This is a genomic window from Streptomyces sp. NRRL S-340 (assembly GCF_000720185.1).
Taxonomy (GTDB): Bacteria; Actinomycetota; Actinomycetes; order Streptomycetales; family Streptomycetaceae; genus Streptomyces.
In genome coordinates, this window is record NZ_JOIY01000046.1 from 16,281 (window position 1) to 35,000 (window position 18,720).

General features: G+C 70.7%; 18 protein-coding genes. 9 read left to right on the plus strand and 9 right to left on the minus strand.

What is annotated here, in order from left to right:
- Window positions 1–228 precede the first annotated feature (228 nt).
- A complete protein-coding gene (locus IG64_RS30235; RefSeq protein ID WP_037861994.1) occupies window positions 229–1,977 on the plus strand; it encodes a DUF6119 family protein in 1,749 nt (582 codons plus the stop codon).
- A gap of 139 nt (window positions 1,978–2,116) precedes the next feature.
- On the plus strand, window positions 2,117–3,508 hold the full coding sequence (locus IG64_RS41725; RefSeq protein WP_199811681.1) for a hypothetical protein: 1,392 nt from the start codon (window positions 2,117–2,119) through the stop codon (window positions 3,506–3,508).
- A 16-nt stretch (window positions 3,509–3,524) separates the two neighbouring features.
- Here the strand turns inward: IG64_RS41725 and IG64_RS30250 are convergent, their stop codons facing one another.
- From IG64_RS30250 to ychF, 3 genes are all read right to left on the minus strand, one after another.
- Window positions 3,525–3,938: a PIN domain-containing protein gene (locus IG64_RS30250; protein ID WP_037661709.1), complete on the minus strand. Its 414-nt coding sequence runs from the start codon at window positions 3,936–3,938 to the stop codon at window positions 3,525–3,527.
- Complete coding sequence (locus tag IG64_RS30255; protein WP_028438980.1) at window positions 3,920–4,204, minus strand: hypothetical protein; 285 nt, start codon at window positions 4,202–4,204, stop codon at window positions 3,920–3,922. The genes IG64_RS30250 and IG64_RS30255 overlap by 19 nt, the downstream gene beginning before the upstream one ends.
- A gap of 283 nt (window positions 4,205–4,487) precedes the next feature.
- Window positions 4,488–5,576 (minus strand): redox-regulated ATPase YchF, encoded by a 1,089-nt coding sequence (gene ychF / locus IG64_RS30260; protein WP_037861996.1) that lies wholly within the window; start codon window positions 5,574–5,576, stop codon window positions 4,488–4,490.
- Window positions 5,577–5,999: 423 nt separating this feature from the next.
- Here ychF and IG64_RS39565 point away from each other — a divergent pair, with 423 nt between their 5' ends.
- Complete coding sequence (locus IG64_RS39565; RefSeq protein ID WP_420710009.1) at window positions 6,000–6,443, plus strand: DUF6542 domain-containing protein; 444 nt, start codon at window positions 6,000–6,002, stop codon at window positions 6,441–6,443.
- A gap of 268 nt (window positions 6,444–6,711) precedes the next feature.
- Here IG64_RS39565 and ppgK read toward each other — a convergent pair whose 3' ends face one another.
- Together ppgK and IG64_RS30275 are read right to left on the minus strand one after the other, a co-directional pair.
- The gene (gene ppgK, locus IG64_RS30270) at window positions 6,712–7,470 is read right to left on the minus strand and encodes a polyphosphate--glucose phosphotransferase (RefSeq protein WP_037861997.1); all 759 of its coding nucleotides are present in this window, start codon (window positions 7,468–7,470) and stop codon (window positions 6,712–6,714) included.
- A gap of 68 nt (window positions 7,471–7,538) precedes the next feature.
- Entirely contained in the window at window positions 7,539–8,555 is a 1,017-nt protein-coding gene (locus IG64_RS30275; RefSeq protein WP_107474401.1) for a 4-hydroxy-3-methylbut-2-enyl diphosphate reductase, read from the minus strand.
- A gap of 142 nt (window positions 8,556–8,697) precedes the next feature.
- On the opposite strand from IG64_RS30275, the gene xseA reads away from it, so the two are divergent.
- Together xseA and IG64_RS30285 are read left to right on the plus strand one after the other, a co-directional pair.
- A complete protein-coding gene (gene xseA / locus IG64_RS30280; RefSeq protein WP_037861998.1) occupies window positions 8,698–9,918 on the plus strand; it encodes an exodeoxyribonuclease VII large subunit in 1,221 nt (406 codons plus the stop codon).
- A complete protein-coding gene (locus tag IG64_RS30285; protein WP_037862000.1) occupies window positions 9,915–10,163 on the plus strand; it encodes an exodeoxyribonuclease VII small subunit in 249 nt (82 codons plus the stop codon). The genes xseA and IG64_RS30285 overlap by 4 nt, the downstream gene beginning before the upstream one ends.
- Window positions 10,164–10,697: 534 nt before the next feature.
- On the opposite strand, the gene IG64_RS30290 is transcribed toward IG64_RS30285, so the two are convergent.
- Window positions 10,698–11,222: a DUF4245 domain-containing protein gene (locus IG64_RS30290; protein WP_037862001.1), complete on the minus strand. Its 525-nt coding sequence runs from the start codon at window positions 11,220–11,222 to the stop codon at window positions 10,698–10,700.
- Between the two features lie 127 nt (window positions 11,223–11,349).
- Here IG64_RS30290 and glpX point away from each other — a divergent pair, with 127 nt between their 5' ends.
- A complete protein-coding gene (glpX, locus tag IG64_RS30295; RefSeq protein WP_037862003.1) occupies window positions 11,350–12,384 on the plus strand; it encodes a class II fructose-bisphosphatase in 1,035 nt (344 codons plus the stop codon).
- A 309-nt stretch (window positions 12,385–12,693) separates the two neighbouring features.
- Here the strand turns inward: glpX and IG64_RS30300 are convergent, their stop codons facing one another.
- Both IG64_RS30300 and IG64_RS30305 read right to left on the minus strand, forming a co-directional pair.
- A complete protein-coding gene (locus tag IG64_RS30300) occupies window positions 12,694–13,071 on the minus strand; it encodes a WhiB family transcriptional regulator (RefSeq protein ID WP_037862005.1) in 378 nt (125 codons plus the stop codon).
- A gap of 99 nt (window positions 13,072–13,170) precedes the next feature.
- Window positions 13,171–13,845: a DUF1707 SHOCT-like domain-containing protein gene (locus tag IG64_RS30305; RefSeq protein ID WP_037862007.1), complete on the minus strand. Its 675-nt coding sequence runs from the start codon at window positions 13,843–13,845 to the stop codon at window positions 13,171–13,173.
- Between the two features lie 166 nt (window positions 13,846–14,011).
- On the opposite strand from IG64_RS30305, the gene IG64_RS30310 reads away from it, so the two are divergent.
- Complete coding sequence (locus IG64_RS30310) at window positions 14,012–15,682, plus strand: fumarate hydratase (protein WP_037862008.1); 1,671 nt, start codon at window positions 14,012–14,014, stop codon at window positions 15,680–15,682.
- Window positions 15,683–15,754: 72 nt separating this feature from the next.
- On the opposite strand, the gene IG64_RS30315 is transcribed toward IG64_RS30310, so the two are convergent.
- Window positions 15,755–16,321 carry a nucleoside deaminase gene (locus IG64_RS30315; protein ID WP_037862009.1) on the minus strand — a complete coding sequence of 189 codons (567 nt, stop codon included), beginning with the start codon at window positions 16,319–16,321 and terminating at the stop codon, window positions 15,755–15,757.
- Between the two features lie 139 nt (window positions 16,322–16,460).
- Between IG64_RS30315 and IG64_RS30320 the strand changes: the two genes are divergently transcribed.
- Together IG64_RS30320 and IG64_RS30325 are read left to right on the plus strand one after the other, a co-directional pair.
- On the plus strand, window positions 16,461–17,846 hold the full coding sequence (locus IG64_RS30320; protein ID WP_037862011.1) for a class II fumarate hydratase: 1,386 nt from the start codon (window positions 16,461–16,463) through the stop codon (window positions 17,844–17,846).
- A gap of 76 nt (window positions 17,847–17,922) precedes the next feature.
- Window positions 17,923–18,615: a DUF402 domain-containing protein gene (locus IG64_RS30325; protein ID WP_037862012.1), complete on the plus strand. Its 693-nt coding sequence runs from the start codon at window positions 17,923–17,925 to the stop codon at window positions 18,613–18,615.
- Window positions 18,616–18,720 lie beyond the last annotated feature (105 nt).

The following is an 18,720-nucleotide window of genomic DNA, read 5'->3' on the forward strand; positions in this document are numbered from 1 at the left end:
CAGATCCTCAAACAATTTCACCGACAATTTTCTGGCACCTTCGTCACCATCACCCCGGCACCACCCGCCGGGACGCCAGCCCCATACGAGTCCGACCGCACCGGCGTCCTCATCGCCGCACCTCCGCTCCCTTGCCGGGCACTCACCCCTGTCCGCCTCGACACCACCCGTCCCGTAAGGCCGCTCGTGTTACCGAAGCGCACCGCAACCTCGCCCCAGGAGACCTCTGTGTCCAGCACCGCGTCGAAGCGCACCCTGTACCGCCTGACCCACATCAAGGCGACCCCTGAGTCGATGCTCGAAGCCCTCGACGTCGACGCCCTCGACACCCTGGGCGCGGTCGTGCGCGACGTCAGCGATCACATGGGAGTTCCCGCCCTCGCGGTGTCCTTCGCCGTAGCGAAGGAGGAAGCCGCCTGGGGCAAGGACATCCTCCGGCTCACCGACGAGTCGGACCTGCTGCAGAGCGAGCAGCGCACCGGCGCACTGCTGATGCTCGCCGTCGACGGCACGGTGTACGCGATCGGCTTCGACCAGGGCTACCGGCTTCTCCCCGGCCAGCTCAAGGACGCGCACTTCGGTCTGTCCTTCGGTATCCGCGCCATCAACCCGCGTCAGGTGCGGGACTTCACCGCCAGCGTCCTCGGCCAGGCGCGCATCGACAGTTCCCTGATCCATGCCGGCGCCTCCGTACCGGCACTCGGACTCCGGGACCACGGGCGGATCATCCGCCACCTCGGCGGCTACCTCGACGAAGTCGACCTCACCGCAGGGAGCGGCACCAGGAACGGGGCCATGACCGCGGAGGGCGGCATCGGTCTCCGTATCAAACTCGGCACCACCCCCGCCACACTGATCAAGGACATCCGCGCCATCGCCGCGATCTGCGAGCACGTCGTTCCCCACCCCGACCTGGCCTTCGTCGAGCACATCACCGCGGTCAAGGACCCTTCCCTCATCGACGCGCTCGACGCGGAACTGGACGCCACGCTCGGCCGTCCCGCAGACGGCCGGATCATCACCGCCGTCCCCTTCTCCCAGAGCACCGACCTGCCCCGGTCCACCGCCTGCACCATCAAGATCGGGTCCTGCCCGCCCCACCTCCGGGACGAGTTCAGTCTCGACTACGTCCTGGAGCGGGCCCGTGTGATCAAGGCAGGCGCCCGCGTCACGGCGCTCCGGCAGGGCACCGTCGAACTGTTTCGTGACACGCTCTCCGCACGGACCGCGCTCGCCCCGCGCACCGCCTCCCTGGAAGCCCTGTCCAAGGAAACCGCCATGAAGTGGATCGAGGCCACTTTCTCCCTCGGCTCCCGCACGTTCTGTCTGCTCGACGGTGAGTGGTACGAGCTCGGGGCGGGCTACCTGCGCAACGTCAACGAGACCGTGGCTCCCTTGTTCCCCGACGCGCCCTCCGTCGATCTCCCCCGCTGGCCGCTCGTCGAGAAGCTCAACAAGAAGGGTATGCGCGTGATGCGTCCCGTAGACGAAGGCGACTACAACAAGCTGGCCGCCCAGGCCCGTCGCGGCTGGGTCTGCCTGGACAAGAAGAATGTCCACAACCCCTTTCGGGCAAGCAACTCCGTCGAGATCTGCGACCTGTTCACCGAGGACGACACTCTTGTCCTCGTGAAGCCCGCGCACTCCTCAAGCCCGCTGAGTCACCTGTTCAGCCAGGCGCGCGTCTCCGTTGAGCTCCTCTTCGAGAACGCGGCCGTACGCGCGGAGTTCGCCCGGTCCGTACACGTCAACAGCGATCCGGCCCGCAGCATCCCCGAGGACTTCACCCCGCGCCGCGTCGTCTTCGCGATCCTTCTGAAGGACGGAGCCAAGCTCACGCCGGACTCCCTCTTCCCGTTCTCCGCCATCACCCTGGCCCAGACCGCGAAGGCCCTCGCCGCTCGCGGCGTGACCGTCGAAGTCATCGGCGTCGAAAGCGAGTCGGCCCAGTCCACCATGCGCGACGAGGCTGCGTAGCCGCCCGGGACTCTCGCCGTAAACACGCCCTCTATATCTCTCATCCGAACGAGGAGTCCTTTCAGCAGCCCAGAATTCCCGCAAGGGCAGCGGGCATCGTCTCCGGGTGCAGGGCATTCAGGGAACGGCGGGAGGCTACATGGAACAGGCCCTCAACAAGCGGCAGCAGGCCGTGCTCGGCTGGGTGGGCCAGGGGTGTCCCGACGGAGTCTGGCCAGACAGCACGTACAAGACCAGCGGACAAGCCCTGCAGAACCGAGGGCTCATCAAAGTCACCAAACGCCGCGGGAATTGGAGCGCCCACCTCACCGAGAAGGGGCGGCAGCATCTCATCGAACGCGGCATCCACCCCGTGGAGCAGAGCACCCGACCGCCGGAGCGCCCCGCCCGAAAATCGGCACCGCCGCGCCCCCGAGCCGTGCCGAAGGCCCTTGCGAACTACGCGGACCAGCTACTCGATGAACTGGCCGTTGCGAACGACGGCTGTCTCATCAAGCCCATCGGATCCGGCCCGCACGCGGTGAATTGGGCGTCACGGGTCAACGCCGCCCGCAAGTCCGGCAAGATCCCCCACACGCAGGAAATCCACGGATACCGCACTCACCGCGGCTACGAGATCAAGCTGGTCGACATCCCTGCCTGGCGCCTCGCGGAACTCACCCCGCTCCCTGTGCCGGCCAGACTCACCAAACCCCATGCCGTCGTGGCCGCCCTCCAAAAGCAACCGCAGCCCATGGGCCTGACCAAACCCCTCCAAGGCCGAGCCCTGCGCATCATCCAAACCCTCATCGCCACCACCACAGCCCAAGGTCACAAGGCATCGCTCGGAACCACACAAGGCGCGCCCCCGCCCCATCGGCGCCGCAAGGCACCACCGCACTTCTCCATCACCGCCCACGGCGAAAGTGTCGGATTCCTCGTCCTCCAAGAACAGGACCGCAACGAACACGTCCCCACAGACAAGGAACTCGCCGACGCCAAGAAGCACTCATGGATGCGCATCCCCCGCTTCGACTACACCCCCTCCAGCCGCCTACGCTTCATACTCCGTGGCGGCAGCCCGCACCGTGCAAGCGAATGGGCAGATCTCCCCGACCGGCCTCTGGAAGAACAACTCGCCGAGATCGTGCAGGAGGTCGGACTCCGCGGCGAAGCCGCAGAACGCAAACGCCTTGCAGACCAGCAAGCCAGAGAGGTACAGCAAAAGCGCTGGGAAGCCGCCGTGCAGGAAGCCCACGCCGCCTACGCCCACGCCTACCGCGTCAAACAGCTCGAAGAACAGGCGGACACCTGGTACCAGGCCAGGCGCCTGACTGAATACGTCGCAGCAGTAGGCGTCCATGCCACATCACTTCCGCCCGGGCAGGAGCGGACCGAGGTCGAGGCGTGGCTCGCGTTCGCGGACGCGCACCTCCAAAACCTCACCGAATCGGTCTCAGCGCCGAAACCGCCCACGCCGCCGAATCCCAGCGGCGACGACCTCAAGCCCTTCCTCGGTCACTGGAGCCCCTACGGACCCCGCTCCTACTGAGCCGGACCAAGGGAAATCACACCGCCACGAGCCGGACCCGCTCGCCGCACAGCTTGGCCATGTCGTCAATATCGGAAGTCAGCATGACCACGGGGCGGTGCTGTCGCAGCGCGGCCTCGGCAACGGCCGCATCGATCGCGTACTTGTGTCCGTGCAATCCGGCATTCATCAGCAACTTCGAGGCAGCCCTCGCCTCCTCGTCACCGACCGGGACGACCCGCAGCCCGGAAAGCACCCAGTTCAGGCGTGACTTGTTCGTACGGGCGTGGACGGCCTCGATGATGGTGAGCGCACTGATCACGACCTCCATGCCACGCGAGCGCGCCTCAGCGATCAGAGCCACCACCTGTTCTTCGTCAGCGAGCAGCTTCGAGAGTCCCTCGCTGTCGAGGACGAGCGTCCCCTCGTGACTCAGCCTGCGGCGGGCCACTCGGCCTCCTCGGCGAACACCTCGTCGAAGACCTGCCGCGCCCGCTGACGAGCCGGCTCGGAGACCGGCCCCTTGCGGCTCTCGTAGTCCGCCAGGTACTCGTCCAGGACCTGCCCGCGCAGCTCACGCTCGACCGCCTCGGCGATGAACGCGGAGAACTCCCGCTTGCCCACGCGAGCCCGGATCGCCTCCGCGGTCCCCTCCGGCAGCGACAAGCTCACCCGCGTCGCTGGCCCTTCCCCGATGCTGTACGTCGCCTCAGCCATACCCCCGATTGTGTCAAACGAGTAGGAAAAGTGCCACGTCTGCACTACCTTCACAGCTCGGTCAGCGCCCCGCTCACGCAAATCCCAGCACGGGCACCCCCATCCCATCCCAGCACGATCCCAGCACGGTAGGGATGAGCAGGGGTGATGACAGGTGACGAGGGGTGTCAGCTATCCCAGCACCATCCCAGCACGGGAAAAAACCAGGGGCCCAGCCCCGAAGAGCCGGACCCCTTCTGACCTGCATATTTGCCAGGTCAGCGACGTGGTGGTATGTCACCCGCTACACGTTGAACCGGAACTCCACCACGTCCCCGTCCTGCATCACGTAGTCCTTGCCCTCCATGCGGGCCTTGCCCTTGGCCCGGGCCTCGGTGACGGAGCCGGTTTCGATGAGGTCTTCGAAGGAGATGACCTCCGCCTTGATGAAGCCCTTCTGGAAGTCGGTGTGGATGACACCGGCGGCCTCAGGGGCGGTGGCGCCCTTCTTGATGGTCCAGGCGCGGGATTCCTTGGGGCCGGCCGTCAGGTAGGTCTGCAGGCCGAGGGTGTCGAAGCCGACGCGGGCGAGGGTGGCCAGGCCCGGCTCGTGCTGGCCGACGGACTCCAGGAGTTCCAGGGCCTCCTCCTCGTCCAGCTCGGCGAGGTCCGCCTCCAGCTTGGCGTTGAGGAAGATCGCCTCGGCGGGGGCGACCAGGGCGCGCTGCTCGTTCTTGAAGTCCTCGTCGGTCAGCTCGTCCTCGTCGACGTTGAAGACGTAGAGGAAGGGCTTGGTGGTGAGCAGGTGGAGGTCGTGCAGCAGCTCCGCGCGCTCGGTGCCCTGGAGGATGCCGTGGGAGAAGAGGGTGTCGCCCTTCTCCAGGATCTCCTTGGCCTCCTCGACGGCCTTGACCTTCGGCGCCACGTCCTTCTTGATCCGCGACTCCTTCTGGAGGCGCGGGAGGACCTTCTCGATCGTCTGGAGGTCCGCGAGGATCAGCTCGGTGTTGATCGTCTCGATGTCGTCCTTGGGCGAGACCTTGCCGTCGACGTGCACGACGTTCTCGTCCTTGAAGGCGCGGATGACCTGGCAGATCGCGTCCGACTCGCGGATGTTCGCGAGGAACTTGTTGCCCAGGCCCTCCCCCTCGCTGGCGCCGCGCACGATGCCGGCGATGTCGACGAAGTCGACCGTGGCGGGAAGGATCCGCTCCGACTTGAAGATCGAGGCGAGCTGGGCGAGGCGACCGTCCGGTACGCCCACGACACCGACGTTGGGCTCGATCGTGGCGAACGGGTAGTTGGCCGCGAGCACGTCGTTCTTGGTCAGGGCGTTGAACAGGGTCGACTTGCCGACGTTCGGCAGACCGACGATTCCGATCGTGAGCGACACGTTGCGACTTCCCGTACGTGAGGAGACTGGGGGCCAGGGGGCCGATCCACCAGTCTACGGCGTGCGGCGTCCCGTCTTGGCGACGGTTCGGACGCCTGGCCAGCCGACCGGTCACCACAGGACCGCCACACCCGCGCGGCGTGTCAAACGGCCTATTCAACACATAAACAGACCTAGGTTGGTCCAGTGGAGCAACACTGGACGCGACCTCAGCAGCACGGACCGCGACGCGGCAGGCCGCCGCTGCCCTCGCAGGCGGCCAAGCGGCGTACGCAGTCGCCCCGCCGCCGGGACGGAGGGCAGGCGCACGGGCAGGGCGGCGCCGCGGACCGGCGTCCGGCACAGCGTCCGGGTCCTGCCCGGCGCCTCCCCGTCGCCGCACGGGATCACGCCCCGCCCCCTGTCATACAGCGGCTGCGCCAGGTGCCCAACCCCCGGCTGACGGGGCTCGGGGGCGGGCTGTTCTGCGGGGCGGTGATGTTCGTCCTCGGCTGTCTGGACGCCCTGCTCCTGGACGCCTCACCGGCCGTGTACGGAGTGCTGTTCCTGCCGGTGTGCGTGCTGACCGCCGTGTGGATCCGCAGGGGCGACCTGCTGAGCGCGCCCGTGGTGGTGCCCATCGGGTTCGCCGTGGGACTGTTGCCGGTGGCCGACGGCGGTGAGGGGCTCCTCGGCACGCTCATGGGCCTGGTGAGCGCCCTCGCCACCCAGGCGGTGTGGCTGTACGCCGGGACGCTGATCGCGGGGGTCACGGCGCTGGTGCGGCGGGCCGCGTCGGCGCCCGCCAGGGCAGCGGAACGGGCGGGGGCGCGAGCGTCCGAGCGTGCGGGGGCAGGGCCGGGGGCGGCGGCCCGCAGGCGCGGGTGACCTCCCGGCCGGGCGGCCCTCAGCCCGGCAGCGTGCACCCCCATTCCGGCACCTCGGGCACCGTGCGGCCTCTCAGTCCGGCACCCCCGGCAGCGTGCACCCCCATTCCGGCGCCTCCGGCACCGTGCGGCCCCTCAGTCCGGCACCCCCGGCAGCGGCCGGCCTCCCGCCGCCCCGCCCCGCGATCTCCCCGTCACCCCCGGCAGCAGCCTCCCGTCATCCCGTCCCGCCGTCTCCCCGTCACGCCCGGCGGCCTCCCGCCGCCGTCTCACGCCTCGCCCGCGCCGCCCTCCGCCGCGCGCATCGCCGCGCCCACGATGCCCGCGTTGTTCTGGAGCCGGGCCGGGACGATCTCCGCCCGGACGCCCTCCAGGCAGGGCAGGAACTTGTGGGCCTTGCGGCTGACTCCGCCGCCGATGATGAACAGCTCCGGGGAGAAGAGCATCTCCACGTGGGCGAGGTACTTGCGCACGCGGTGGCCCCACTGCTCCCAGGACAGGTCACCGTCGTCCTTGGCCTTGCTGGAAGCCCTCTTCTCCGCCTCGTGGCCGTCCAGCTCCAGGTGGCCCAGCTCGGTGTTGGGGACGAGGACGCCGTCGACGAAGACCGCGCTGCCGATGCCGGTGCCGAAGGTGAGCAGCACGACGGTGCCGCCGCGGCCGCGGCCCGCGCCGAAGTGCATCTCGGCGACGCCCGCCGCGTCCGCGTCGTTGACGACGGTCACCGGCAGCCCGCCCAGCCGCTCGCCGAACAACGCGCGCGCGTCGGTGTCGATCCAGCTCTTGTCGACGTTGGCCGCCGTGCGCACCGTGGCGCCGCCGGTGACCACGCCGGGGAAGGTCAGTCCGACCGGTCCGGTCCAGCCGAAGTGGGCGACGACCTCCCGGACACCGTCGGCCACGCCGTCGGGGGTCGCCGGGTGCGGGGTGAGCACCTTGTGGCGCTCCTGGGCCAGGTCGCCCTTGTCGAGGTCCACCGGGGCACCCTTGATCCCCGATCCGCCGATGTCCACACCGAAGATCTGCATGGCTCCACGTTACGGCGTGCCACCGACAGTCACGCCGGCCGCGTCCCCGCTCGGGGACGCGGGCCCGCTCAGCCTTCCGCCGTGCCCGACCCGCCGCGCTCGGCGGCCAGTGCCGCAGCCTCCTCGCGCAGGTCGCGGCGCAGCTCCTTGGGCAGCGAGAAGGTGATCGACTCCTCGGCCGCCTTGACGATCTCCACGTCCCCGAATCCGCGCTGCCCGAGCCATTCGAGCACCTGCTCGACCAGGACCTCCGGCACGGAGGCGCCCGAGGTCACGCCGACCGTGGTGACGCCCTCCAGCCAGGCCTCGTCGATCTCGTCGGCGAAGTCGACCAGGTGGGCCCGGTCCGCGCCCGCCAGCTTGGCGACCTCCACCAGCCGCTTGGAGTTGGAGGAGTTGCGGGAGCCGACCACGATGACCAGGTCCGCCTCGGCGCCCATCTGCTTGACGGCGAGCTGACGGTTCTGCGTGGCGTAGCAGATGTCGTCGCTGGGCGGCGAGATCAGCTGCGGGAACTTCTCCTTCAGCGCGTCGACCGTCTCCATGGTCTCGTCGACCGACAGGGTCGTCTGGGAGAGCCAGACCACCCGCGACGGGTCGCGCACCTCGACGTTCGCCACGTCCTCGGGGCCGTCGACGAGCTGGATGTGGTCGGGGGCCTCACCGGAGGTGCCGATGACCTCCTCGTGGCCCTCGTGCCCGATCAGGAGGATGTCGTAGTCCTCCTTGGCGAAGCGGACGGCTTCCTTGTGGACCTTGGTGACCAGGGGGCAGGTGGCGTCGATGGTGGCGAGGCGGCCCCGAGCGGCCTCCTCGTGCACGACGGGCGCGACACCGTGCGCCGAGAACATCACGATGTTGCCCGGCGGCACCTCCTCCGTCCGCTCGACGAAGACGGCGCCCTTCTTCTCCAGGGTCTGTACGACGTACTTGTTGTGGACGATCTCGTGCCGGACGTACACCGGGGCCCCGTACTGCTCCAGGGCCTTCTCGACGGCGATCACGGCGCGGTCCACGCCCGCGCAGTAGCCCCGGGGGGCGGCGAGCAGGACACGGCGGCCAGACGTAGCAGTCATGCGCCCCATCGTAAGGCCGCCCACGGAGCGTCGAAGATCCCGAGGGGGCACGGAGCGCCGGAAGGACTCATGCGGTGCCCTCGCTCCGGGCGGGCGCCCGCGTCGTCGCCGGGCGCCCGCGTTGTCGGTGGTGACCGTTACGCTCGCGGGCATGGCTGTCTCCACGTCCCCCGAAGCCCCGCTTCCCGTCGGTGAGGTCTCCCGGCTCATCGGCGGCTGGATCGACCGGCTCGGCGCGGTCTGGGTCGAGGGGCAGATCACGCAGCTGTCGCGGCGGCCGGGCGCGGGGGTGGTGTTCCTGACGCTGCGCGACCCGTCGTACAACATCTCCGTCGGTGTGACGTGCTACCGCGAGGTGTTCGACGCCGTCGCGGACGTCGTGGGCGAGGGCGCCCGGGTCGTCGTGCGCGCCAAGCCCGAGTGGTACGCCCCGCGCGGGCAGCTGTCGCTGCGGGCCGCCGAGATGAGGCCGGTGGGCGTCGGTGAGCTGCTGGCCCGCCTGGAGCAGCTGAAGAAGACCCTCGCGGCGGAGGGGCTCTTCGCGCCGGACCGCAAGAAGCCCCTGCCCTTCCTGCCGCAGCTGATCGGACTGGTGTGCGGCCGGGCCTCCGCCGCCGAGCGGGACGTCCTGGAGAACGCCCGGCACCGCTGGCCCGCCGTCCGCTTCGAGGTGCGCAACGTACCGGTGCAGGGGGTGCACGCCGTCCCGCAGGTCGTGCAGGCCGTCAAGGAACTCGACGCGCTCGACGACGTGGACGTGATCGTCGTGGCGCGCGGCGGCGGCAGCGTGGAGGACCTGCTGCCGTTCTCCGACGAGCAGCTCGTCCGCGCGGTCGCCGCGTGCCGGACGCCGGTCGTCTCGGCGATCGGCCACGAGCCGGACACGCCGCTGCTGGACTACGTCGCCGACCTGCGCGCCTCCACGCCCACCGACGCCGCCAAGAAGGTCGTGCCGGACGTCGGCGAGGAGGCGGAGCGGGTACGGCAGCTGCGCGACCGCGCGCGCAGGTGCGCACAGGCGCACGTCGAACGGGAGGAGCGCGGCCTCGCCCACGCGCTCTCCCGGCCCGTCATACAGGATCCGCACCGCATGATCGACGAGCGGGCCGACCAGGTCGCCGCGCTGCTGGACCGGAGCCGGCGCACCCTGCGGCACCTGCTGGACCGCGCCGACTCCGAGCTGGGGCACACCCACGCGCGCGTGGTGGCCCTCTCCCCCGCCGCGACGCTGCGGCGCGGGTACGCCGTGCTGCAGCGGGCCGACGGGCATGTGGTCCGCGATCCCGGCGAGGTGACGGAGCAGGAGACGCTGCGGGCGCGGCTCGCCGAGGGCGAGTTCACGGTTCGGGTCGAGACAGGGAAGAGTCAATGACGAGCAGGACACCGGCGGCCGACGAGACGCTGGGCTACGAGCAGGCGCGGGACGAGCTGATCGACGTCGTCCGGCGCCTGGAGGCGGGCGGGACGAGCCTCGAGGAGTCCCTCGCGCTGTGGGAGCGGGGCGAGGAGCTGGCCAAGGTCTGCCGGCGGTGGCTGGAGGGCGCCCGCGCCCGGCTGGACGCCGCACTGGCCGAGGAGGCCGCGCAGGACGGGGACGAGGAGGGGGACGAGCGGTGAGGGGGCGCGCGGCGTGACGCGCCGCGCGGGCGTGCGGTGGGGGGTCGCTACGGGCGGACAGACCGCACGGGCTCGGTGGCGGGCCGCACGGGCTCGGTGACAGGGCACATAGGTCCCGTGACAGGCCGCGCGGGACCGGTGGCACCCGCACAGGCCCGGCGACGGCCCGCGCGGACGCGCTGTGGAGGGTCGCGACGGGGGACGGCCGCAGACGCACGGTGGCGGGCGCCGCGTGCGACGGCCGCGGGCACACGGTGACGGGCCGCCGGACGCGGCGGCCCCGCGAACGGTGGCTGGCCGGGCGGGCAGGCGGACCGCGGCTGGGGCCGGGATGCCGACGGCAGGCGGACGCGGACGGGCCAGGCGGCAGGCGGCAGGCGGCGCGCCCCAGCCGGACGAACGCCGGAGGGCCCGACGCAGGAGGAGACGCCCCAGGCAGGACGAGGGGGCCGAAGCAGGCCGAGGGGCCTGGCGGACCGGGGGCTCGACGAGCCCCGGGGAAGCCGGGGCGGCGGTCCGCGCCGGGCGGCCCGCTCAGGACGTCTGCAGTGCCTGGGCCATCTTCGTCAGCTGGGCGAAGGAGGCCGTACCCGCCACCACCGTGGTGTCGCCCTTGGCACCCTCCGACACGAGGGCGTCGTAACGGCCGCCGCTGTACCGGGTCCAGGTGCGGCCGCCGATCTTCTGGGTGACCTTGGTCGCGCGGGAACCCTGGCTGGCGTCGTCGATGAAGTCCTTGCGCTTCTGCGTGGACTGCTCGATGGCCACGTACTGGCCGTCGGGGTCCTGGAACCCCAGGTGCCAGCGGTCTCCCTGGTCGGCCTGGTAGCGGACCGAGGTGGCCTTCCACGTGTCCGGCAGACCCTCGGGCGCGGCCACGGGGTAGGAGGCGGCGCGGCGCGCCGTGAGCAGTTCGACGCGGTAGTCGACCCGCTTGATGTCGGGAGCGTGATCGTCGTGCGGGACGAAGAGGTAGACGACGCCGGCCGTCGCCATGATCACGATCAGGGAGAGGATCGTGCCCCGGACTGTCTTCTGCTTGCCGTTCGAACCTGCCACGCCCCCTATCGTCGCAGGTGTCCGATCCGCTCATCCGTGGGGTCCCCTGCTCATTCTGTCCGTCCGACGATAGAGTCGTGGCCAGAACCCTCATCCGGCCGTCGTCGTATCAGAAAGGTGCGCTCCGATGACCGAGCATCATCACTTGCCGTCCGAGCTCGATGTCCCCTCCGAGGCTCCCGACCGCAACCTCGCCCTCGAACTCGTCCGGGTGACCGAAGCCGCCGCGATGGCCGCGGGCCGCTGGGTCGGGCGCGGCGACAAGAACGGCGCCGACGGCGCCGCGGTCCGTGCCATGCGGACCCTCGTCTCCACCGTCTCGATGAACGGCGTCGTCGTCATCGGCGAGGGGGAGAAGGACGAGGCCCCGATGCTCTTCAACGGGGAGCGCGTGGGCGACGGGACCGGCCCGGAGGTCGACATCGCCGTCGACCCGATCGACGGCACGACCCTGACCGCCAAGGGCATGCCCAACGCCATCGCCGTGCTGGCCGCCACCGAGCGCGGTGCCATGTTCGACCCGTCCGCCGTGTTCTACATGGACAAGCTGGTCACCGGGCCGGACGCCGCCGACTTCGTCGACATCGACGCGCCGGTGTCGGTGAACATCAAGCGGGTCGCCAAGGCCAAGCGGGCCACGCCCGAGGACGTGACCGTGGTCGTCCTCGACCGGCCGCGGCACGAGGGCATCATCAAGGAGATCCGGGAGACCGGCGCCCGGATCAAGCTGATCTCCGACGGTGACGTGGCCGGGTCCATCCTGGCGCTGCGCGACGGCACCGGCATCGACCTGCTGCTCGGCATCGGCGGCACGCCGGAGGGCATCATCTCGGCCTGCGCCGTGAAGTGCCTGGGCGGCACGATCCAGGGCAAGCTGTGGCCCAAGGACGACGAGGAGCGGCAGCGGGCGATCGACGCCGGGCACGACCTCGACCGCGTCCTGACCACCGAGGACCTGGTCACGGGCGAGAACGTGTTCTTCGTCGCCACCGGCATCACCGACGGCGAGCTGCTGCGCGGGGTGCGCTACCGCTCGGAGACGGCGACGACCGACTCGATCGTCATGCGCTCCAAGTCCGGCACGGTCCGCCGGATCGACTCCGAGCACCGGCTGAGCAAGCTGCGCGCGTACAGCGCGATCGACTTCGACCGCGCGAAGTAGCGGCCCGGCCCGGCCTGCCGGACGACCGGCCCGCCGAGCCGACGGCCTGCGCCCGGCACGGCGAACGGGGCGCCCCCGGTGCGGAGGGGGCGCCCCGTTCGCCGTGGGGAGGACAACCGCACCGCCGGCCTGCCGTACTGCCAACCGGCGGCAGCGCCCTGAGCCGAATCCGGGCTGCCGTCCTGGAAACCGGCTGCCCCCGAAGACCGAAGACCGAAGACAGCCCGGAACTCAAAGCCCGGAGCCGCCCGCCCCGACCGGCCCGGCATCCCCCGCCGGGCCCGCCTCCCCTGCCGGGCCGCCGCCCCGCTAGCCGGCTGCCGCTATGCGGCCCGTCGCGCGGGCCACCGTGTTCAGTTCCAGGTCGCGGCGCCTGCGGCGGGCCAGGACCACGCGGCGCTCGGCGGCGGTCAGGCCGCCCCAGACGCCGTACGGCTCGGGCTGCAGCAGCGCGTGCTCGCGGCACTCGACCATCACGGGACAGCGGGCGCAGACCCGCTTGGCCGCCTCCTCGCGGGACAGCCGCGCGGCCGTGGGTTCTTTCGAGGGTGCGAAGAACAGGCCGGCCTCGTCGCGCCTGCACACCGCCTCGGTGTGCCACGGTGCGTCTTGGTCCCTGTCTCGCACCGGCCCCCGCTGGGCCGGTACGGCAGCGACCTGCAGGGACGAATGCGGCGGTTGCAGCACGGTCTACTCCTGACGACGGCTTCGCGAGCGAGAGACGATGCAGCAAGGCCTACCCGCTGTGCGCGGGCCTATGCACTCAGTGGTGAACCGGCCGTTTGCTCACAGGTGCTTGCGCACATGCCTGTCGACCTTGCGCTGCACCCGGTCGAGGATGTCCGCGACGAGCTTGCCGCGCTTGGGCCGCGCCTCCACGTTGCCGAGGACGGCCCAGCCGTCGACGTAGACGACGGGCGCGTCGGGGTCGGCCGCGTCCAGCGTGTCCACCTCGAAGTTGCCGAGGACGCCGCCGCCGGTGCCGCGCAGCGACACGTTCTCCGGGACGCGGATCCGGATGTCCCCGAAGACGGAGACGGCCTTGATGACGACCTGCTGGTACTCGAAGGTGGCCTCGCTGAGGTCGATCTCGACGCTGCCGAAGACCGAGTACGCGTGCAGCCGGCGCCCGGCGCGCCAGCGGCCCTTGCGGGTGGCCGCGCTGAACACCGCCACCACGTTCTCGTCGGCCTGCGGGAGTATCTCGCCGTCGTCAGGGCGGTTCGGCGCGTACGCGGCGGAGGTGCGGCTCCGGTGGGCGGCGGGCAGGTCCTGGATGAAGACCTCCAGCTCGCCGACCGTCTTGGCGTTCAGCACCCCCTCGACGCGCTCGGCGTGCTCGTCGGCCGTGAGGCGGCCCTCGGCGAGGGCGTCGCGCAGCATGTCGGCGATGCGGTCACGGTCGGCGTCCGAGGCGCGCAGCTCCGTGGCAGGGGGCGCGGTCTGCTTCTGAAGGTCCACGGCAGCAGCCTACCCAAACACGATAGATCGCGACACCTCTGCGGCAGGGGAACCCGGCGGGAACTGAGCGGGACCTCACAGACCCGCCACCGGTGGCAGGTTCTACGCTGGTCGGTGCCCGCCAGCGTCGGCGGGCAGCCGTCCGTAGAGTGAGGAATGGGCTGAGATGCCTGAGTTCGCGTACACCGATCTGCTCCCCCAGGGTGAGGACACCACTCCGTACCGGCTGGTGACGTCCGAGGGCGTCTCCACCGCCGAGGGGCCCGACGGGCGTACGTTCCTCAAGGTCGAGCCGGAGGCGCTGCGCAAGCTCGCCGAGGAGGCGATCCACGACATCCAGCACTACCTGCGCCCGGCCCACCTCGCGCAGCTGCGCCGCATCATCGACGACCCGGAGGCCAGCGCGAACGACAAGTTCGTCGCCCTGGACCTGCTGAAGAACGCGAACATCGCGGCGGCGGGCGTGCTGCCCATGTGCCAGGACACCGGCACGGCGATCGTCATGGGCAAGCGCGGGCAGAACGTCCTCACCGAAGGCGAGGACGAGAAGGCCCTCTCGCGCGGCATCTACGACGCGTACACCAAGCTGAACCTGCGCTACTCGCAGATGGCCCCGCTGACGATGTGGGAGGAGAAGAACACCGGTTCGAACCTCCCCGCCCAGATCGAGCTGTACGCCACCGACGGCGGCGCCTACAAGTTCCTGTTCATGGCCAAGGGCGGCGGCAGCGCCAACAAGTCCTTCCTGTACCAGGAGACGAAGGCCGTCCTGAACGAGTCCTCCATGATGAAGTTCCTGGAGGAGAAGATCCGTTCGCTGGGCACGGCCGCCTGCCCGCCGTACCACCTGGCGATCGTGGTCGGCGGCACGAGCGCGGAGTACGCGCTGAAGACCGCGAAGTACGCCTCCGCGCACTACCTGGACGACCTGCCCGCCGAGGGCTCCCCGCTCGGCCACGGCTTCCGGGACAAGGAGCTGGAGGAGAAGGTCTTCGAACTGACGCAGAAGATCGGCATCGGCGCGCAGTTCGGCGGCAAGTACTTCTGCCACGACGTGCGCGTGGTGCGCCTGCCCCGGCACGGCGCGTCCTGCCCGGTCGCCATCGCCGTCTCCTGCTCTGCGGACCGCCAGGCGGTCGCCAAGATCACGGCGGAGGGCGTCTTCCTGGAGCAGCTGGAGACGGACCCGGCGCGGTTCCTGCCGGAGACCACCGACGAGCACCTGGACGAGTCCGGTGACGTCGTGAAGATCGACCTCAACCAGCCGATGGACTCGATCCTCGCCGAGCTGACCAAGTACCCGGTCAAGACCCGGCTGTCGCTGTCCGGCCCGCTGGTCGTCGCCCGGGACATCGCGCACGCGAAGATCAAGGAGCGCCTCGACGCCGGCGAGGGCATGCCGCAGTACCTCAAGGACCACCCGGTGTACTACGCCGGTCCGGCCAAGACCCCCGAGGGCTACGCCTCCGGCTCCTTCGGCCCGACCACGGCCGGCCGGATGGACTCCTACGTCGAGCAGTTCCAGGCGGCCGGCGGCTCCAAGGTGATGCTCGCCAAGGGCAACCGCAGCAAGCAGGTCACCGACGCGTGCGACGCGCACGGCGGTTTCTACCTGGGTTCCATCGGCGGCCCGGCGGCCCGCCTCGCCCAGGACTGCATCAAGAAGGTCGAGGTCCTGGAGTACGAGGAGCTGGGCATGGAGGCCGTCTGGAAGATCGAGGTCGAGGACTTCCCGGCGTTCATCGTCGTGGACGACAAGGGCAACGACTTCTTCCAGGACCCGGCCCCGCAGCCGACGTTCACCAGCATCCCGGTGCGGGGGCCCGGCCTGGGCTGATCCCTCGCGCGACGGGTGGGGCGGTCGGCGGTCGCCGGGGGCCCCACCCGTCGCGCGGTCGCGCGGCGCGGTTCAGTACGGGTGGCGGTCCGGCTTGGCCTCCCAGGCCTCGTACGCCTTCGCGCCCAGCTCCGGGAAGATCTGCTCGATGTGGATCCGGCGCCGGTCCAGGGGCTTTCGGAAGTCCTCGTACTGGAAGGCGTCGTCGAAGCCGATCTTCCGCGTGGCGTCCTGGTCGCAGCTGAAGTAGACGCTGTCGATGCGCGCCCAGTAGACGGCGCTCATGCACATGGGGCAGGGAGCGCCGCTGACGTAGATCGAACAGCCCTGGAGCATCCGGGCCCGCTGCGGAACGGGGTCGGGGGAGCCTTCGGGGCGCGGCACGTATCGCAGGGTGCCCTCGTTCCGGTGGTCCTCCGAGATGGTGGGCGCCCGCGGGTTGAGGAGCTGGGACGCCTTGTGGATGGCCTCCATCTCGGCGTGTGCGGTCGGGTCGCCGGTCAGCAGGACGCGGTTCTGGCCGCGGGCGAGGATCTCGCCGTCCCGGGTGATCACGGCGCCGAACGGGCCGCCCCAGCCGTGCTCCACCGACTCCGTGGCCAGGCGCACCGCCTCCGCCAGGAACTCCTCGTGCCCCATCGCGACCTCCGTTCCGCGCCCACTCCCGGCATCCGGGTGTGGATCTCCCTTGATCCCGAGGGGGGCGGCCCCCCGGCCGCCCACCCCCATCCGGCCCAACGGCCGGAACAAGCCCGCCCCCTGACACGCTGTACCCGGTATGAGTGAATACCGCACCGAGCACGACTCCATGGGCGAGGTCCAGGTTCCCGCACACGCCAAGTGGCGGGCCCAGACGCAGCGGGCCGTGGAGAACTTCCCCGTCTCCGGGCAGCGGATCGAGCGTGCCCACATCGAGGCGCTCGCGCGGATCAAGGGCGCCGCCGCCAAGGTCAACGCGGAACTGGGGGTGCTCGACAAGGACGTCGCCGAGGCGATCCAGGCCGCGGCCGAGGAGGTCGCCGCGGGCACGTGGGACGAGCACTTCCCGGTGGACGTGTTCCAGACCGGGTCCGGGACCTCGTCCAACATGAACACCAACGAGGTGCTCGCCACCCTCGCGAGCGAGCGCCTGGGCCGCGACGTGCACCCCAACGACCACGTCAACGCCTCCCAGTCCTCCAACGACGTCTTCCCCTCCTCGATCCACATCGCCGCCACCGCCGCCGTCACCCGGGACCTGATCCCCGCCCTGGAGCACCTCGCGGACGCGCTGTCCCGCAAGTCCGAGGAGTTCGCGGACGTCGTGAAGTCCGGGCGGACTCACCTGATGGACGCCACGCCCGTCACCCTGGGCCAGGAGTTCGGCGGCTACGCGGCCCAGGTGCGCTACGGCGTCGAGCGGCTGCGGGCCTCCCTGCCCCGGCTGGCCGAACTGCCGCTGGGCGGCACCGCCGTCGGCACCGGCATCAACACCCCGCCCGGCTTCTCCGCCGCCGTCATCGAGGAGATCGCCCGCGTCACGGGGCTGCCGCTCACCGAGGCCCGCGACCACTTCGAGGCGCAGGGCGCGCGGGACGGGATCGTGGAGACCAGCGGGCAGCTGCGGACCATCGCCGTGGGCCTGACGAAGATCGCCAACGATCTGCGCTGGATGTCCTCCGGGCCCCGCACCGGACTCGCCGAGATCTCCCTGCCCGACCTCCAGCCCGGTTCCTCGATCATGCCCGGCAAGGTCAACCCGGTCGTTCCCGAGGCCGTCCTGATGGTCGCCGCGCAGGTGGTCGGCAACGACGCCACCGTCGCCACCGCGGGCGCCGCGGGCAACTTCGAGCTGAACGTCATGCTGCCGGTCATCGCCAAGAACGTGCTGGAGTCGGTGCGGCTGCTGGCCAACGTCTCCCGGCTGCTCGCCGACCGCACCGTGGACGGCATCACCGCCCACCGCGAGCGGGCCCGCGAGTACGCCGAGTCCTCGCCCTCGGTGGTCACCCCGCTCAACAAGTACATCGGCTACGAGGAGGCCGCGAAGGTCGCCAAGAAGGCGCTCGCCGAGCAGAAGACGATCCGCCAGGTCGTCCTGGAGAGCGGGTACGTGGAGCGCGGCGACCTGACGGCCGCGCAACTCGACGAGGCGCTGGACGTCCTGCGGATGACGCGCCCGTGACGGCGGGCGCGGCGCACCGGTGTGAACCGTGACGCCGACCGTCCCGTCCCATGGCCATGACACCTAATATCTGTGCATGGCAGACGACGGAGCGGTGAGAGACGTGAAGGCGGACGGCGCGACGGCCCACTGGGCTCCCGGGAGCCGGATCCTGTGGCGCTACCGGGCGAACGGCGGCCCGGGTTTCCACATCGCGCGCCCCGTGACCGTCGTGCGTGACGACGCCGAGCTGCTGGCGGTGTGGCTGGCGCCCGGCACCGAGTGCGTCAGGCCGGTCCTCGCCGACGGGACGCCCGTGCACCTCGAACCCCTGGCGTCCCGCTACACCAAGCCCCGGGCGGTGCAGCGGGACCGCTGGTTCGGCACGGGCGTGCTGAAGCTGGCCCGGCCCGGCGAGCCATGGTCGGTGTGGCTGTTCTGGGAACCGGGCTGGCGGTTCAAGAACTGGTACGTGAACCTGGAGGAGCCGCTGGCCCGTTGGGCGGGCGGCGTCGACTCCGAGGACCACTTCCTGGACATCACCGTGCAGCCGGACCGCGGCTGGCAGTGGCGGGACGAGGACGAGTTCGCGCAGGCGCAGCGGGACGGCCTGGTGGACGACGCGCTGGCCGCGCGCGTGCGGGCCGCGGGCCGCCGCGCGGTGGACGTGATCCGCGCCTGGGGCCCGCCGTTCCGCGACGACTGGCAGCACTGGCGCCCGGACCCGTCCTGGGCGGTACCGTCACTGCCACAGGACTGGGACCGTACGCCCGCGCATGTGTCCTCATGAGACCCTTGATGCGCCCCCGGACAGGAACCGTAGGATCGTCCTCCGCAAGGGCGCAGGGGGGCACGTGGCCGGCGCAACTCCCGTGTCCGGCCGACAGTCTGACCG

What these genes read in the sequence shown, in the direction of transcription:
- IG64_RS30325 (WP_037862012.1), top strand. Translation starts at nt 17,923, where the DNA reads ATGGCAGACGACGGAGCGGTGAGAGACGTGAAGGCGGACGGCGCGACG.
- IG64_RS41725 (WP_199811681.1), top strand. Translation starts at nt 2,117, where the DNA reads ATGGAACAGGCCCTCAACAAGCGGCAGCAGGCCGTGCTCGGCTGGGTG.
- glpX (WP_037862003.1), top strand. Translation starts at nt 11,350, where the DNA reads ATGACCGAGCATCATCACTTGCCGTCCGAGCTCGATGTCCCCTCCGAG.
- ppgK (WP_037861997.1), bottom strand. Translation starts at nt 7,470, where the DNA reads ATGCAGATCTTCGGTGTGGACATCGGCGGATCGGGGATCAAGGGTGCC.
- IG64_RS30310 (WP_037862008.1), top strand. Translation starts at nt 14,012, where the DNA reads ATGCCTGAGTTCGCGTACACCGATCTGCTCCCCCAGGGTGAGGACACC.
- IG64_RS30320 (WP_037862011.1), top strand. Translation starts at nt 16,461, where the DNA reads ATGAGTGAATACCGCACCGAGCACGACTCCATGGGCGAGGTCCAGGTT.
- IG64_RS30275 (WP_107474401.1), bottom strand. Translation starts at nt 8,555, where the DNA reads ATGGGGCGCATGACTGCTACGTCTGGCCGCCGTGTCCTGCTCGCCGCC.
- IG64_RS30285 (WP_037862000.1), top strand. Translation starts at nt 9,915, where the DNA reads ATGACGAGCAGGACACCGGCGGCCGACGAGACGCTGGGCTACGAGCAG.
- IG64_RS30255 (WP_028438980.1), bottom strand. Translation starts at nt 4,204, where the DNA reads ATGGCTGAGGCGACGTACAGCATCGGGGAAGGGCCAGCGACGCGGGTG.
- IG64_RS30315 (WP_037862009.1), bottom strand. Translation starts at nt 16,321, where the DNA reads ATGGGGCACGAGGAGTTCCTGGCGGAGGCGGTGCGCCTGGCCACGGAG.
- xseA (WP_037861998.1), top strand. Translation starts at nt 8,698, where the DNA reads ATGGCTGTCTCCACGTCCCCCGAAGCCCCGCTTCCCGTCGGTGAGGTC.